The 13,759-nt window shown below is 72.2% G+C and carries 15 protein-coding genes; 8 read left to right on the top strand and 7 right to left on the bottom strand.

Annotation, left to right across the window (positions count from 1 at the left end):
• The first annotated feature begins 128 nt into the window (after nt 1-128).
• From G401_RS0101135 to G401_RS0101125, 3 genes are all read left to right on the top strand, one after another.
• Entirely contained in the window at nt 129-1,112 is a 984-nt protein-coding gene (locus G401_RS0101135; RefSeq protein ID WP_027341050.1) for a response regulator transcription factor, read from the top strand.
• A 123-nt stretch (nt 1,113-1,235) separates the two neighbouring features.
• Nucleotides 1,236-1,757 (top strand): SigE family RNA polymerase sigma factor, encoded by a 522-nt coding sequence (locus G401_RS0101130; RefSeq protein WP_027341049.1) that lies wholly within the window; start codon nt 1,236-1,238, stop codon nt 1,755-1,757.
• Nucleotides 1,754-2,569: a hypothetical protein gene (locus tag G401_RS0101125; RefSeq protein WP_157545170.1), complete on the top strand. Its 816-nt coding sequence runs from the start codon at nt 1,754-1,756 to the stop codon at nt 2,567-2,569. Before G401_RS0101130 ends, G401_RS0101125 begins: the two co-directional genes overlap by 4 nt.
• A 26-nt stretch (nt 2,570-2,595) precedes the next feature.
• Here the strand turns inward: G401_RS0101125 and G401_RS42650 are convergent, their stop codons facing one another.
• Nucleotides 2,596-3,582 carry a phosphotransferase enzyme family protein gene (locus G401_RS42650; RefSeq protein WP_051365979.1) on the bottom strand — a complete coding sequence of 329 codons (987 nt, stop codon included), beginning with the start codon at nt 3,580-3,582 and terminating at the stop codon, nt 2,596-2,598.
• Between the two features lie 120 nt (nt 3,583-3,702).
• Between G401_RS42650 and G401_RS42645 the strand changes: the two genes are divergently transcribed.
• Entirely contained in the window at nt 3,703-4,113 is a 411-nt protein-coding gene (locus tag G401_RS42645; protein WP_064741648.1) for a ribosomal maturation YjgA family protein, read from the top strand.
• Here G401_RS42645 and G401_RS0101110 read toward each other — a convergent pair.
• The 3 genes from G401_RS0101110 to G401_RS0101100 all read right to left on the bottom strand — a co-directional run bounded on the left by G401_RS0101110 (nt 4,041) and on the right by G401_RS0101100 (nt 7,748).
• Nucleotides 4,041-5,009 (bottom strand): pirin family protein, encoded by a 969-nt coding sequence (locus tag G401_RS0101110; protein WP_027341047.1) that lies wholly within the window; start codon nt 5,007-5,009, stop codon nt 4,041-4,043. The genes G401_RS42645 and G401_RS0101110 overlap by 73 nt on opposite strands.
• A 595-nt stretch (nt 5,010-5,604) precedes the next feature.
• Nucleotides 5,605-6,765: a threonine synthase gene (locus G401_RS0101105; protein WP_027341046.1), complete on the bottom strand. Its 1,161-nt coding sequence runs from the start codon at nt 6,763-6,765 to the stop codon at nt 5,605-5,607.
• Nucleotides 6,765-7,748 (bottom strand): asparaginase, encoded by a 984-nt coding sequence (locus G401_RS0101100; RefSeq protein ID WP_027341045.1) that lies wholly within the window; start codon nt 7,746-7,748, stop codon nt 6,765-6,767. The genes G401_RS0101105 and G401_RS0101100 overlap by 1 nt, the downstream gene beginning before the upstream one ends.
• Nucleotides 7,749-7,823: 75 nt before the next feature.
• Between G401_RS0101100 and G401_RS0101095 the strand changes: the two genes are divergently transcribed.
• A complete protein-coding gene (locus G401_RS0101095; RefSeq protein ID WP_034590375.1) occupies nt 7,824-8,429 on the top strand; it encodes a cyclodeaminase/cyclohydrolase family protein in 606 nt (201 codons plus the stop codon).
• Nucleotides 8,426-9,241, top strand: coding sequence for a bifunctional 5,10-methylenetetrahydrofolate dehydrogenase/5,10-methenyltetrahydrofolate cyclohydrolase (locus G401_RS0101090; RefSeq protein ID WP_027341044.1), 816 nt, complete (start codon nt 8,426-8,428; stop codon nt 9,239-9,241). Before G401_RS0101095 ends, G401_RS0101090 begins: the two co-directional genes overlap by 4 nt.
• A 135-nt stretch (nt 9,242-9,376) precedes the next feature.
• On the opposite strand, the gene G401_RS0101085 is transcribed toward G401_RS0101090, so the two are convergent.
• Both G401_RS0101085 and G401_RS0101080 read right to left on the bottom strand, forming a co-directional pair.
• Nucleotides 9,377-10,804, bottom strand: coding sequence for an SDR family NAD(P)-dependent oxidoreductase (locus G401_RS0101085; RefSeq protein WP_051366037.1), 1,428 nt, complete (start codon nt 10,802-10,804; stop codon nt 9,377-9,379).
• A 113-nt stretch (nt 10,805-10,917) separates the two neighbouring features.
• Nucleotides 10,918-11,445 (bottom strand): MarR family winged helix-turn-helix transcriptional regulator, encoded by a 528-nt coding sequence (locus G401_RS0101080; RefSeq protein ID WP_084556671.1) that lies wholly within the window; start codon nt 11,443-11,445, stop codon nt 10,918-10,920.
• A 58-nt stretch (nt 11,446-11,503) separates the two neighbouring features.
• Between G401_RS0101080 and G401_RS0101075 the strand changes: the two genes are divergently transcribed.
• Entirely contained in the window at nt 11,504-12,130 is a 627-nt protein-coding gene (locus tag G401_RS0101075; protein WP_027341041.1) for a GTP cyclohydrolase II, read from the top strand.
• Here the strand turns inward: G401_RS0101075 and G401_RS0101070 are convergent.
• Nucleotides 12,117-12,839 (bottom strand): GNAT family N-acetyltransferase, encoded by a 723-nt coding sequence (locus G401_RS0101070; RefSeq protein WP_027341040.1) that lies wholly within the window; start codon nt 12,837-12,839, stop codon nt 12,117-12,119. The two genes, G401_RS0101075 and G401_RS0101070, sit on opposite strands and share 14 nt — an antisense overlap.
• 55 nt (nt 12,840-12,894) lie before the next feature.
• Here G401_RS0101070 and G401_RS0101065 point away from each other — a divergent pair, with 55 nt between their 5' ends.
• Nucleotides 12,895-13,641 carry a tyrosine-protein phosphatase gene (locus tag G401_RS0101065; RefSeq protein ID WP_027341039.1) on the top strand — a complete coding sequence of 249 codons (747 nt, stop codon included), beginning with the start codon at nt 12,895-12,897 and terminating at the stop codon, nt 13,639-13,641.
• The last annotated feature ends 118 nt before the right edge of the window (nt 13,642-13,759 follow it).

Below are 13,759 nucleotides of genomic sequence, written 5' to 3'. Positions count from 1 at the left end.
GTCTGGGCACGAATGTGACCGTGCGACTTCCCCATGTTCTGATCTTGTGCGGCGGCGTGGTCAGCGGGGCAGATTGTGACCGGCGGGCGGACACGCGGACAAGGCCGGGGAAACGTATCCTTTGGGCCGTGAACGCGGTGCCGATGGTGGGGCGAGCCCGGGAACTGGGCGAGATCGTCCGGCGCTGGGCGCACGTCGCGAAGCGGCCGAGGTCCGGCCCGAGCACGGTGGTGATCACGGGGAACGCCGGCATGGGCAAGAGCCGGCTGGTCGGTGCCGCCCTCGCCGGACTGCATCCGCAGGCGCGGACGGTGCTCGCGGGCGCGGCCCGGCTGCACAGCCCGGCGCCCTACGACTGGCTGGCCGCGGTCCTCAGCGACCACGACACGACCCGTCTCACGGTGCCCGCCGACGGCCTGGCCTGGCTCGCCCAGGATCCGCACGCCCCCTCCGAGCGGTACGCGCCGGACGCCCTGCTGCGGCTGGCCGTGCGTACGGTGCGGGGACTGATCGGGGACGGGCCGGCCGTGCTCGTGGTGGAGGACCTGCACGCCCTGGATCCGGCCAGCCTGAACCTGATCGGTGAACTGGCCGGCGCCCCCCGCCTGCCGGCCCTCATCATGATCACGAGCCGTCCGCCGGACGCGGCCGTGTCACCGCAGCTGGTGGCGCGTACGCTCGCCCGGCTGTCGGGGGCGCCCGGGGCGATCCGCCAGCACCTCGGCCCGCTGAGCCAGGAGGACGTCGGCCAGATCCTCGCCGAGCTCTATCCCGACCCGGGCCCGGTCAGCGCCTCGATCTGGGAGCGTACGCAGGGCAATCCCTACTGGCTGTCGGAACTGCTCGCCACCACGGCCGGGCAGAGCCTCGACGCCCTCGTCAGCGAGCCGCTGCCGGGGTACCTGCCGTTGTCGGCCCTGCCCGAGGTCGACCTCACGGCCCGGGAGCTGGAAGTGCTCGAATGCCTCGCGGCGGGGATGTCCAACAAGCAGGTGGCGAAGTCGCTGGAGATCTCCATCCGCACGGTCGCCGTCCACGTCTCCAGCCTGCTGCGCAAGACGGGGTCGTCGTCGCGTACCGAGGCGGCGCTGTGGGCGGTCCGGCGGTCCTGAGCGGGTCGGCGGGGCAGCGCGATCGTCGGTCCCAGGTGGACGTCCAGCGCGCTACCGCCGCCGGGTGAGCGGATTTCCCCGTGCGGGTGTTACCTCCGCGACGGCCAGGGCGTCTGAGAGGGCATGAGACGCCCCGAGGAGGACGCCGGCTTCGCCGAGTTCGTCCGCGCCCGCTCCGACCGGCTGCTGCGCTCGGCGTGGCTGCTGACCGGTGACGCCCGGCGGGCCGAGGACCTGCTGCAGACGGCCCTGGCGAAGGCGTGGAGCCGGTGGTCGACGATCGAGCGCGCGGACAGCCCGGAGGCGTACGTGCGCCGGATCATCTTCACCACGTACGCGAGCTGGTGGCGGCGCGCCTGGCGGGCCGAGATCCCGACGGAGAGCCTCCCGGTGACGGCCGGCGGCGTCGATCCGGCCGACATCGCGGCGACCAGGGCGGTGGTCCTGCAGGCGCTGTCGCTGCTGTCCCGGCAGTCGCGGGCGATCGTGGTGCTGCGCTATGTCGAGGACCGCCCGGTCGCCGAGGTGGCCGACCTGCTCGGGATCTCCGAGGGGACGGTGAAGGTGCAGGCGTCGCGCGCACTCGCCAAGTTGCGCGAGGACCCGCGGCTGGGGCTGACGATGGTTGAGGGGGCATGGTCATGACCGAACACGAGATCCGCCGGGTGCTGGTGGACGTGGTTCCGGAGCTGCCGGCACCGGCCGACCGGCTGGCCGCCGTCGGGCGCCGCGTACGCCGTCGGCGCGTACGCACCGCGGCGGGGACGACCACCGCCGGGGTAGCGGCGATCGCGGTGCTCGCCGGGGTCTTCCTGACCGTCGATGGTGGACGGATGGCGCCGGTGCAGCCGCCGCTCGCCTCGTCGGCCGCGCCCCGCGTGGTGGTGCCGTCGGCCAGCCGGGCGACGACGGGGCACCCCAGCGAACCGGAGATCGACGCCACCCCCCGGTTGCGGGCGGCGTACGCGGCGGCGATCCGGGCGGCCGCTCCGTCGGTCCAGTTCCGCGGGGAACTCGTGTTCCAGCACACCGACACAGGCGGAGACGCCGGCTACGCGATGGTCCGGCTCGTCAGGGCCGCCGGGCGGCAGGGAACCGTCTGGATCACCATCGAGACGCCGACGGGTCCCCAGCCGAACACGTGCGCGGAGCAGGCCGCTCCCGGGGCCGGCTGCCGCGACGAGGTCGGGCCGCACGGCGAGAAGGTCGTCGTGCTGGCCGCCACCGGCGACGGCTCGGATCACGGCCGGCACGACCGTGCCACCGTGGTACGCGTACAGCGGCTGGACAAGTCGTTCGTGACGGTGACGGCGGACAACGCGACGCGGATCGACTCGCCGAGCAGCGAGACGTCCTTCGGCATCGAGACGTCGGCGTACACCGGTGGGCTGCCGCCGCTGACGGTCGAGCAGGTGAAGGCGATCGCCCTCGACCCGGCACTGACCCTCTATCCGTGACGGGGCGCCATCCGTGACGCGGCGCCCTATCCGTGACGGGTCGCCGTAAGGACGGGCGGCCGCAGGGCGAGCGCGACGAGACCGGTGGGGGACAGCAGCCCCTCGATGATCTCCAGCGCCTCGGTGCGGTCGTCCGGCCGGCGGCCCTCCACGTCCAGCACGTTCAGCGCCCAGTCGAGATCCTCCAGGGCACGCGTACAGCGGTAGTAGGTGAGCCGCTCGGGATCCACGGAGATCTCGCCGTAGCCGGCGAAGAAGGCGGCCTGCTGCGCGGCGGTCACCGGGGCGGAGGAGAAGATGCCGTCGACGACGAACAGCAGGTCCCGCTCCGGCGGCGCGAGCACGGCGTCGTCCCAGTCGATCAGCCACACCCGGCCGGGTGCCGTCAGGATGTTGCCCAGGTGCGCGTCGTTGTGGCAGACGACCGCGGGCGCCTCCCGCCGGCCGAGCGCCGCGCCCAGGCGCGCGGTCCGCGTGACGAGCGTTTCGAGATCCGCCGCGTACGCGTACCAGAGGTGGCGCAGGGACCGGGCCAGCGGATCGGCCGACGTGCAGCCGCGGATGTGCTCGTCCATCCGCTGGAAGGTCTCCAGCAGCGGGGCGGGATCGTGCCGCTCGCAGGGCAGGCCGTCCAGCGGCGGCGCGGCGTGCACCCGCCGGAACAGGACGCCCAGCGCCCGCCACTGCCCGGCGTCGAGACCGGTGGTGACGGCACGTCCCGTGCCCACCCAGGGGACGACGGACAGCCGCCGCCCCTCGCGCATCGTGAACAGCTTCCCGTCGCGCGCCGCCACCGGCGCCGGTACGCCGGCCACACCCCGCGCGCGGAGATGGGCGGCGAGCACGAGCGCGGCCGGCGTACCACCGCTGGTGAGCTTGATCGCGTACCGTTCACCGCCGACGGCCGTCGCCCGCCAGAGCGTGGCCCGGGGGTCGGCCCCTTCGTCGAGTTCCTCCGCCCCGGCCAGTTCGATGCCGAAGTCTTGGTGAACCCAGGTGAACAAGTCCGTCACGGATCTACCTTGACAGGGCGAACGCCTTGCGCGAAAGCGGAATCCCGCCAATACGCGTCTCAGATCACTGTGAATGCATAGGCGGAATCCACTGTCTCGGCGGTGCCGTATGCTCGCCGGATGCGTACGCGGGCCGTGGTGGCGATGGTGGTCGTCACGGTGGCCGGGCTGGCGGTCCGGGCGGTGTTCTCGGGCGCCTTCGCCAAGTACGCCGGCGACGCCCTGTACGCCGCCGACATCTACGCGCTCGTCGTCTTCTCCGGACCCCACTGGCGGCCGGTGCGGTCCGGCGCGATCGCGCTGGCGTTCTGCTGGGTCGTGGAGTTCTTCCAGCTCACCGTCTATCCGGCCGAGCTGTCGGAGCACAGCCTCCTGGCCCGACTGGTGCTGGGCAGCACGTTCAACCCGCCCGACCTCTTCTGGTACGCCGTCGGCATAGCGCTCCTGGGAGCGCTGGACTACCTGACCCGGCCGCGCGGCTTGAGCGGGCCGGCCGGCATCGGGGGTGCGAGCAGCCGCTCCCCGTCGTAGCCGTGCACCTCGCCGAACGAGCCCGCGCCGGCGTTCCACTCCGCGCGGGCCGCCGCGACCTCCTCGCCGGTACGCGCCACGAAGTTCCACCACATCACGATCTGCTCGTCGAACGGCTCCCCGCCGAGCAGGAGCACCCGGGTGTCCACATCGGACTCGATGTGCACGTCCGACCGGTTGGTGCCCAGATACAGCAGCGACCCCGGTTCCAGCAGCACACCGTCCACAGTGGCGCCGCCGGTCATGGTCAGCATCGCGTACTCGAAATCGGGTTCGAGCGGAAGACGCGCGGACGCCCCCTTGCCGACGGCGAGGTCCGCCCCCACGATCGGCGTGTACGCCGTTCCCGGCGAGCGCGCGCCGTCGACCTCGCCGAGCATGACCGTGGCCCGCAGGCCGCCGCCGGTGACGACGGGCAGCTCGCCGTGGAACTCGAAGGCGGGGGCGGTGTGCCGCGCGTGATCCGGCAGGGCGACCCACAGCTGCGCGCCGTGCAGGATGTCGCGGTGCTCGCGGGGCGACTCCTCCGAATGCGCGATCGCCCGCCCCGACGTCATGATCCCGAGCTGTCCCGGCTGCAGCAGCTGCAGGCTGCCGAGGCTGTCGCGGTGCAGCACCTCGCCGTCGTGCAGCCAGCTCACCGTCTGCAGGCCCATGTGCGGATGCGGCGGAACCTGCATACCGGGTTCGCTCGCGATGTCGTCCGGTCCGTAGTGGTCGATGAAGCACCAGGCGCCGACCATCCTGCGGCCCAGCGTGGGCAGGAGGCGGCGGACCTTCGTGCTCTCGCCGAGCTGGACGACGCGGCCGGGGATGAGCTCGCGTACGGGTTCACCGGCGACACCCGCCCGGCCGCCGCAAGCCGTCATGTCCGGAGTCCGGTCGAGATTGCTCATGGCCCCACTCTAGAGGGCCTTCTGTGATGAAAAACCAAGATCCTTTTTTAAAGATTCGTCCCGGGTCCGTCGATCTCGCCTCCGCTCCTCCCGCGGGAGACCGTTGCGCCCCTATCGCTGCGCTCCGGGGACTCCACTGCCAGGTGAGTGGGGCGAAGCATCGTCCACCGTCGCCCGGTCACGGTCTCACCCCGTTCGGCCTTTGTCGCGACTGTCCGAAATGCGCGCTCAGTGGATGGCCGGCGGGGTGATCGTTTACGGCTGAGGTGTGGATACGGCCGCCGGATGCATGATCGTTTACGGTTCTGGGGCGCGCCGACCGGGTTCTGCTGCATCTGACGCGTAATTGATCATGCAGATCGGGCCGGATTTACACCTCAGCCGTAAACGATCAAGGCATCGGAGGGCCCATCCGAACCGGCGCCTGACCCGCCAGGCTAGCGACGATCTTGCGCGAATGTCCGGGCATTTCGGGCACTCCGGACGAAATTCCGGACATTCGCGCAAGATCGCCGGGCGGCCCGCGGGTGGAACGGGTGGCTGCGGGTGGAGGTGGACAGTCGGGACAAAGGTGGGGCCGTGTAGAGGGAAGCGGCTAGAGGAGGTCGGGGTATTTGAGGCCGGCGCCGGTGTTGAGGACGACCACTTCGTCCTCGGCGGACAGCCAGCCCGTGGTGTGGAGCTTGCGCGCGGCGGTCAGGCCCGCGGCCCCCTCCGGGCAGAGCAGGAGACCCTCGTCGTGCGCGAAGTCCCGGAGATCCCGCAGCAGCTCGTCGTCGTCGACCGCGAGCGCCGTGCCGCCGCTGGCGCGTACGGCGTCGAGGATGAGCTCGTCGCCGATCGGGGAGGGCACGGTGATGCCGAAGGCGACCGTGTGCGCGTCGATCCAGGGCTGGGCGCGGCTCTCGCCGGCCGCGAACGCCCGCACGATCGGGGCGCAGCCCGACGACTGCACGGCCACGAGGCGCGGGTGCTTCTCGCCGATCCAGCCGAGCGCGCGCAGTTCCGCGATGGCCTTGGCGATGCCGATCAGCCCCACGCCGCCGCCCGTCGGATAGATGATCACATCCGGTACGCGCCAGCCGAGCTGCTCGACGATCTCCAGGCCCATCGTCTTCTTGCCCTCGACGCGGTAGGGCTCCTTGAGGGTGGAGGCGTCGAAGATCGTGGCGTCCTCGGCCAGCAGGGCCGCGATCTGCTTGCCGGCGTCACTGATCAGCCCGTCGACCAGGCGCAGGTCGGCCCCTGCCGCGAGACACTCCTGGCGCGTGATCAGGGGTGCGCCGAGCGGCATCGCGATCGTCGAGCGCAGGCCGGCGCGGGCGGCGTACGTGGCCCAGGCAGCACCGGCGTTGCCGTTCGTCGGCATCGCCACGTGGGTCACGCCGAGCTCCCGGGCCCGCGCCACGCCCACGGCCGCGCCGCGCGCCTTGAACGATCCCGTCGGCAGCAGGCCCTCGTCCTTCACCATCAGCCGGCGTACGCCGATCCTGCGCCCGTAGCGCGTCGCGGCAGTGAGCGGCGTCCAGCCTTCGCCGAGGGTGGGCGCGTTGGCGGGGTCCTCGACGGGCAGCAGTTCGCCGTAGCGCCAGAGGTTGGCCGGTCGCGTACGGATGGTGTCGGGGGTGACGGCGGCGGCGACGGCCGCGAGGTCGTAGCGGGCGAGCAGGGGAGAACCGCACGGGCACAGGTTCTGCTGGCGGTCGGCGGGGTGCGTCGCGCGGCAGCGCGGGCACTCCAGGTGGGTCAGGAACATCATGCCTCCGCGTACGCGGCCCGGATCGCGTCGTGGTCCGCGCCCGCGGCGAGGAGTGTCCACAGCAGAATCCTGGCCTTGAAGGGGTCGAGGCGGCCCGCCCCGACGAGTCTGCGGCGGATCAGGTCCGCCTCCGAGCCGTCGAATCCGTAGGTGTTGGCGAGGACCGGGCCGACGCCGATGCGGGAGGTGAAGACGACGGGGATGCGCTCGCCGATCCGTTCGAGGATGGGCGGCCAGGCGCCGTGCACGTGCCCGCAGCCGAAGCCGGCCACGACGAGCCCGTCGAGCCGGTCGGCGTACGCCGGAAGCCAGTCGCCCTCGTCGCCGAGGGTGGCGGTGGCCAGCCCGACCTTCACATCGGTACGCGTCGGCCGCGGTGCCCGCAGTCGCGCCGACGGGCCGCCCGTGAACCGGACGCGGCTCTCGACGACGACGCCCACGGGTCCCGTCTCCGGTGACGAGAACGCGGCCGGATTGGTGGTGTGCGTCTTGCGTACCCAGCGGGCGGCGTGGACCTCGTCGTTGAAGGCCACCAGGACGCCCCGGTCGCGGCTGTCCGGCGAGGCCGCCGTCTGGATCGCCGCGAGGAGGTTGGCCGGGCCGTCGTGGCCGGCCATGGTCGGATTGCGCATCGCGCCGGTGACGACGACCGGTTCCGGCCGGTCGTGCAGCAGGTCGAGCAGGAAGGCCGTCTCCTCGATCGTGTTGGTGCCCTGGGTGACCACGACGCCCTGCTTGCCCGCGTGGAAGGCCGCCTCGATCGCGGCCGCCAGGTCGAGCACGTTGGCGAAGGCGAGGGTTCCCGCCGGCAGCAGGCGGAACGCGTCCAGGGTCAGGGCGACGGGCAGCCGGTCGAGGCCCGGAATCGCGGAGACCAGCTCCGCCGGGCCGAGCGAGGGCACCACCTCCCCGCCTGCCAGGGAGCTCATCGAGATCGTGCCGCCGAGCGAGAAGACCGCGACCGGTGTGCGGGGCTGCATGGGCCGATCGTACGGAAGAATGATCGACTCGCCACCCCGAACGGGCGGGTCCGGCCGGGGACTACGCTGATCCCCGTGCCACAGACGCTCGAAGCATGGCTCGACGACCTGGCCTCCTCGTCCCCGACACCGGGCGGCGGCGCGGCCGCGGCGCTGCTGGCGGCGACCGGGGCGGCCCTCGTCGGGATGGTCACCAACCTCACGATCGGCAATCCGAGGTACGCGTCGGCCGAGCCGCTCATGATCCGCGTTCGCGACGAAGCGGCCGAACTGCGTACGCGCGCCCTCGGGCTGGCCGCCGCCGACGAAACGGCGTTCGGCGCGGTGATCGCCGCGTACAAGCTGCCCAAGGGGGACGAGCGGACGGCGGCCATCCAGACGGCCCTGAGCGGCGCGGCTCGCGTACCCCTGGAACTGGCGGGATCGGCGGCCCGGGTGATCGCGCTCGCGGAGTCGATTGTGGACGATGCGAACCCGAACGTGATCTCCGATGTCGCGGTGGCCGCCGACGCGGCTCGGGCCGCGCTGACCTCGGCGCGGGTGAACGTGGAGATCAACCTTGCCGCGTTGAGGGACCCGGCGGTGATCGCCGCGCTGAGCGCGGAGCTGGCCGGCCATCTGGCCGCGGTCGAGATCGCCGACCGGGTGTCCGCACGAGTACGGGGGAAGATCGCCGCATGAGACTCATCGACGGACGGGCGATCGCGGCGGCGATCACCGAGGGGGTCGTCGCGGACATCGCCGCGCTGCCCACCGCGCCGGTGCTGGCCGTGGTGGTGCCGACCGACGACGAGGCGACCGCCTGGTACGTGCGGTCGATCGCGCGCGCGGCGGCGAAGGCGGGCGTGGACTGTCGGGTGTTCACGCTGGACAAGCCGACCGGCCCGGAGATCTCGGCCGAGCTCGACCGGCTGAGCGGCGACCCGGCCGTGCACGGGATCATCTGCCAGACCCCGCTGCCCGACGGCGTCACGCTCGACGAGGTCGGCCTGCACATCGCGGTCGCCAAGGACGTCGACGGGGCGAACCCGGAGAGCCTCGGCCGCCTCGCCGCGGGACTGCCGGCGTACGCGCCCGCGACCGCCCATGCCGTGCTGGAGATCCTGCGCCGGGAAGGCGTACCGATGGTGGGCGCCTCGGCGGTCGTCGTCGGCCGGTCGACCGTCGTCGGCAAGCCGGCCGCGCTGCTCCTGCTGGCCGAGCACGCCACGGTGACTGTCGCCCATTCGCGTACGCGCGACCTCGCGGCCGTGTGCCGCACCGCCGACATCGTGGTGGCCGCCGTCGGCCGCCCGCACCTGCTCGGGCCGGGCCACGTCGGGCCGGACGCCGTGGTGATCGACGTCGGCACGAACCCGACCGAGGACGGGGGACTCGTCGGCGACGTCGACCCGGCCGTTCAGGCGGCCGCGCTCACGCCGGTCCCCGGCGGGGTCGGCCCGGTCACGACGGCGCTGCTCCTGCGCCACGTGGTGGACGCCGCCCGCGGGTGACCCGGATCCGCACGGCTCCCTCCGTCTCGCCCCATGCCCTGTTGGGATCACGGTCATCACCCGAATCTTGGCCCATGATTCGGGTGATTTCCCTGATCCAAACGAGATCTTGGGGCCGGGCCGGGCAGCGGTCGGCTACCAGTCGGTGGGGGAGTAGTCCTTGAGGAAGCAGCCGTAGAGGTCCTCGCCCTGCTCGCCGCGCACGATCGGGTCGTACACCCGGGCCGCACCGTCGACGAGGTCCAGCGGCGCGTGGAACCCCTCCTCGGCCATCCGCATCTTCTGCGGGTGCGGCCGCTCATCGGTGATCCAGCCGGTGTCCACGCTGGTCATGAGGATGCCGTCGGAGTACATCTCGGCGGCGCTGGTACGCGTCAGCATGTTGAGCGCGGCCTTCGCCATGTTGGTGTGCGGGTGCCCGGCGCCCTTGTAGCCGCGGGTGAACTTGCCCTCCATCGCGGAGACGTTCACGACGTACTTGCGCCGGGCCGGGGACGCCGCCATGGCCGTACGCAACCGGCTGACCAGGATGAACGGCGCGGTCATGTTGCACAGCGTGACTTCGAGCAGCTCGACCTCGCCGATGTCCTGCACGTGCTGCGACCAGCTGTTCTCCCGGGCCAGGTCGGGTACGAGGCCGCCCGCGTCGATCGCGGTGCCGTCGGCGATCCGGGCCGGCGACGCCGAGCCGCCGATCAGGGCCAGTTCGGCGACGGGCAGCGGCTGCGCCGGCACCTGCACGTGTACGCCGGCCGTCAGCGCGGCCGCCGGGTTCGTACCGCCCGCGTGGCCGAAGGTGATCAGCTCCGGCAGCGGGCCGGCCGGCAGCGGTTCGGCCTCGGCCGCCACGAGCTGCGCGTACGAACCGGCGGACCGGCGTACGGTCTGGGCGGCGTTGTTGATGAGGATGTCGAGCGGTCCGGCCGCGGCCACCGCGTCGGCGAGCGCGATGACCTGCGCCGGGTCGCGCAGGTCGATGCCGACGATACGCAGCCGGTGCAGCCAGTCCGCGCTGTCCGGCTGGGCCGAGAAGCGGCGTACGGCGTCGGCGGGGAAGCGCGTCGTGATGGTCGTGTGCGCCCCGTCGCGCAGCAGCCGCAGGGCGATGTACATGCCGATCTTGGCTCGGCCGCCGGTGAGCAGGGCCCGCTTGCCGGTCAGGTCGGCGTGGGCCTCCCGGCGGCTCCAGTTGAGCGCCGCGCAGTTCGGGCACAGCTGGTGGTAGAACGCGTCGACCTGGGTGTAGCGGGTCTTGCAGGTGTAGCAAGAGCGTGCCCGGCGCAGGTGCCCGGCGATCGCGGCGTCGGCCGTCGGCGAGGTGAGCCCGAACACACCGGCCGTCTCGTCGTCGATCCGGGTCGGCGCGCCGGTCGCGGTGGCCTCGGTCACCACCCGGTCGGCGGCGGTCACGGCGGCCCGCCGTTCGCTGCGCCGGCGCTGCTTGACGCCCTTGTAGAGGCGCGCGGTCGCCCGGCGTACGCGCTCGATGTCCGGGTGTTCGAGCGGCAGGTCGTCCAGCTCCGCGAGGACGCTGAGACACACCGCGAGGCGGTCGGGGTCGATCCCGGGGACGGCGTCCGCGGCGAGGGTCGCGGTGGTGGTCGCGGTGGGGAGGTCAGAGCCGGTCGTCACCGGGAGAAGGATACAAGCGGTTCAGGGACCGCCGGCCGGTGCGCTCACCGGTGCCAGGGCACGGCGGTGCTGTCGTGCAGCCGGGCGGCGATCGCCGAACAGGCGTCCCCGAAGGCGGTCACCTGTTCCGGTGTGAGCACGTCGAAAATTCCGCTACGCACCGCTTCCACGTGTCCGGGGGCCGAACGGGCGAGGAAGGCGTACCCCGCGTCCGTCAGCGTCGCGATCTGACCGCGTTTGTCGGACGGGCACGAGCTGCGGACGACCCAGCCGTTCTCCTCGAGACGGGCGACGGCGTGGGAGAGGCGGCTCCGAGTGATCTTCGACTGCTCGGCGAGCTCGGTCATCCGCATCGCGCGTCCGGGCGCTTCGGACAGCCAGGCCAGCAGGGCGTAGTAGGTGTGGGGAATACCGGAGTCCCGCTGGAGTTGTTGATCCAGATGGTCCGCGAGGAGGGCGGACGCCTGGAGGTACGCGCGCCATGCGCGGTCCTCGTCCGCGTTCAGCCACCTCGGTTCGGTGGGGACGGCCGGGTGGGCCGCGGCGCTGGGAGCCATTGTGGTGATGCTCATAAATGGAGCATACCGCAGATGATTGAAAGTTAAAGGACTGGGGCGTACGGTGATCGACATGACTGTGAAGGTGCAACTACCCGCCGCGGACGTCCGTACCCGGGTCACCGTGCCGCTGCGGTTCGCCGACGGCTACGAGACCGTGGCGGACGTGTTCACCTTCACCGGGCTGGCCGACGGCAAGGAACACCTGGCCCTGGGCCTGGGGGACTACCGGGACAACCCGATCCCGCTCGTCCGGCCGCACTCGGAGTGCCTCACCGGCGACGTCTTCGGCTCCGAGCGCTGCGACTGCGGTCCGCAGCTGCGCGAGGCCGTCGAGCGCATCGCCGGGGCGGGCGGCTTCCTGCTCTACCTGCGCCAGGAGGGCCGCGGCATCGGCCTGTACGCCAAGCTCGACGCGTACGCGCTGCAGGACCAGGGGCTCGACACCTACGCGGCCAACCGCGCCCTCGGCCACGCCGACGACGAGCGCGACTACACCGCCGCCGCGCAGATGCTGCACGCGCTCGGCGCGGACAAGGTGACGCTGCTCACGAACAACCCCGACAAGGGTGCCCAGCTGGAGCGCCTCGGCATCACCATCGACGAGACCCGGCCCACCGCCGTCCACCTGTCCGCGGCCAACGCCCGCTACCTGCGCGCGAAGGTCGCCCACACCGGGCACACGCTCACCCTGGACTGACACTCGTACGCGCGGCGGAGCCGGTGAAGCCGAGCCGCTCGTACAGCCGCCGGGCACCGGTGTTGTCGGACATGACGCCCAACGCGACGGTCGCGTACTCCTGAAGGAGGAGGCGGGTGAGCGCGGCCGTGAGGCAGCCGCCGAGGCCGTTGCCCTGAGCGTCGGGGTGGACCGCGATGGCGGCGAGAAAGCCCACGCCGTTGCCGGGGGAGCGGTCCCCGGCGACGGCGACGAGCCGGCCCTCGGACCGGATGCCGTACCAGGCGCGGATGCGGGGGTCGCCGGGCCGGCTGGTGGTGTGCGGCAGCGCGGCGGTCTGCACGGCGAGGATCTCGGCCTCGTCGGCCGCGGTGAGCCGGATCACGCGGTCCTCGCCGGCCATGGGCGCCGGGGGTTCGGTGGCGAACAGCAGATCCCAGTCGTCCTGGGCCCGCACGGTGAAGTAACGCGCGATCACATCCGCCCCCGTACGCGGCAGGTCCAGCCACCGGCGCCCGTCCAGTACGCCGTCGGCCGCCAGATCCACCAGGAGCGACAGGATCGCGTGGCGCTCGCCGACGGAGGTGGCGTTGCCGTGCGAGAGCCAGACGAGCGCGCCGTCGCGTTCGTAGCCGACACAGTCGTCGTCGCTGGACGTGAGCTGGGCATGGGGGTGGCCGGCGGTGCGTTCGAGCAGCTCGCCCCGGCTGTGCAAGGTGGGGGTGATCATGACGGCCACGGTACCGGTGGGGTTCGCGGAACCGGCTCCCCGGTAGGGTCGGCGGGTGGATCGAGCCTTCATCGACTTCGAGCGCGTCTTCAACTTCCGTGACGTGGGCGGCCTCGTGACCGCCGACGGCGCGCGCGTACGCACCGGCCTGCTGTACCGGTCGGACAACCTGGGCAGCCTCCAGGAGGCCGACGCGACCCGGTACTCCGGGCTCGGCATCAAGACCGTGATCGACCTCCGGCAGCCGGCGGAGATCGTCCGGCAGGGCGGCCGCGCGCCCGCGTGGGCGTGCTCGGCGTACCACAACGTGCCGCTGCACAACCCCGCCTGGCGCGAGGAGGACTACTCGCCCGCCGAGGGGCCGGTGGCCTACCTCGTCGCGCGGTACCACGAGGCGGTCGAGGGGGCGGCCGGCCCGCACCTGGTGACCGCCCTGCGGCTGCTGGCCGACGCCGAGGCCGGCCCGGCCGTCGTGCACTGCCTCGGCGGCCGCGACCGGACCGGCATGGTCGTCGCCTTCCTGCTGGACCTGCTCGGCGTGTCCGATGAGGACATCGCCGCCGACTACCACTTCACCGAGCGGGCGACCCGGCGGTTCATGGCGTGGTACCGCGAGGGGCATCCGGAAACGCCCGACCTGGTGCCCTATCTGGACGTCACGCCCGCCGAGGTGATCCTCACCTTCCTCGGACAGCTGCGGGCGCGGCACGGGTCGGTGACCGCGTACCTGATGGGCAATGGGCTCACGGAAGAGGACATCGCGGCACTGCGCTCGATCTACCTGGAAGAACCGGCGAACTAGTTCGTTGGCACGCCAAACTATTGACAGGCGTGCCGGTCGGCTGTGAAATCTGGATAACCGTGCCGTGACTTCCGCGGAACGACACGGCCCCCGCGGCACACCACTCCACGGACGTGCC

This window comes from Hamadaea tsunoensis DSM 44101 (genome assembly GCF_000428945.1).
Lineage (GTDB): Bacteria > Actinomycetota > Actinomycetes > Mycobacteriales > Micromonosporaceae > Hamadaea > Hamadaea tsunoensis.
Note: the sequence above shows the minus strand (reverse complement) of the source record. Positions and strands in the feature narration are given on the sequence as shown.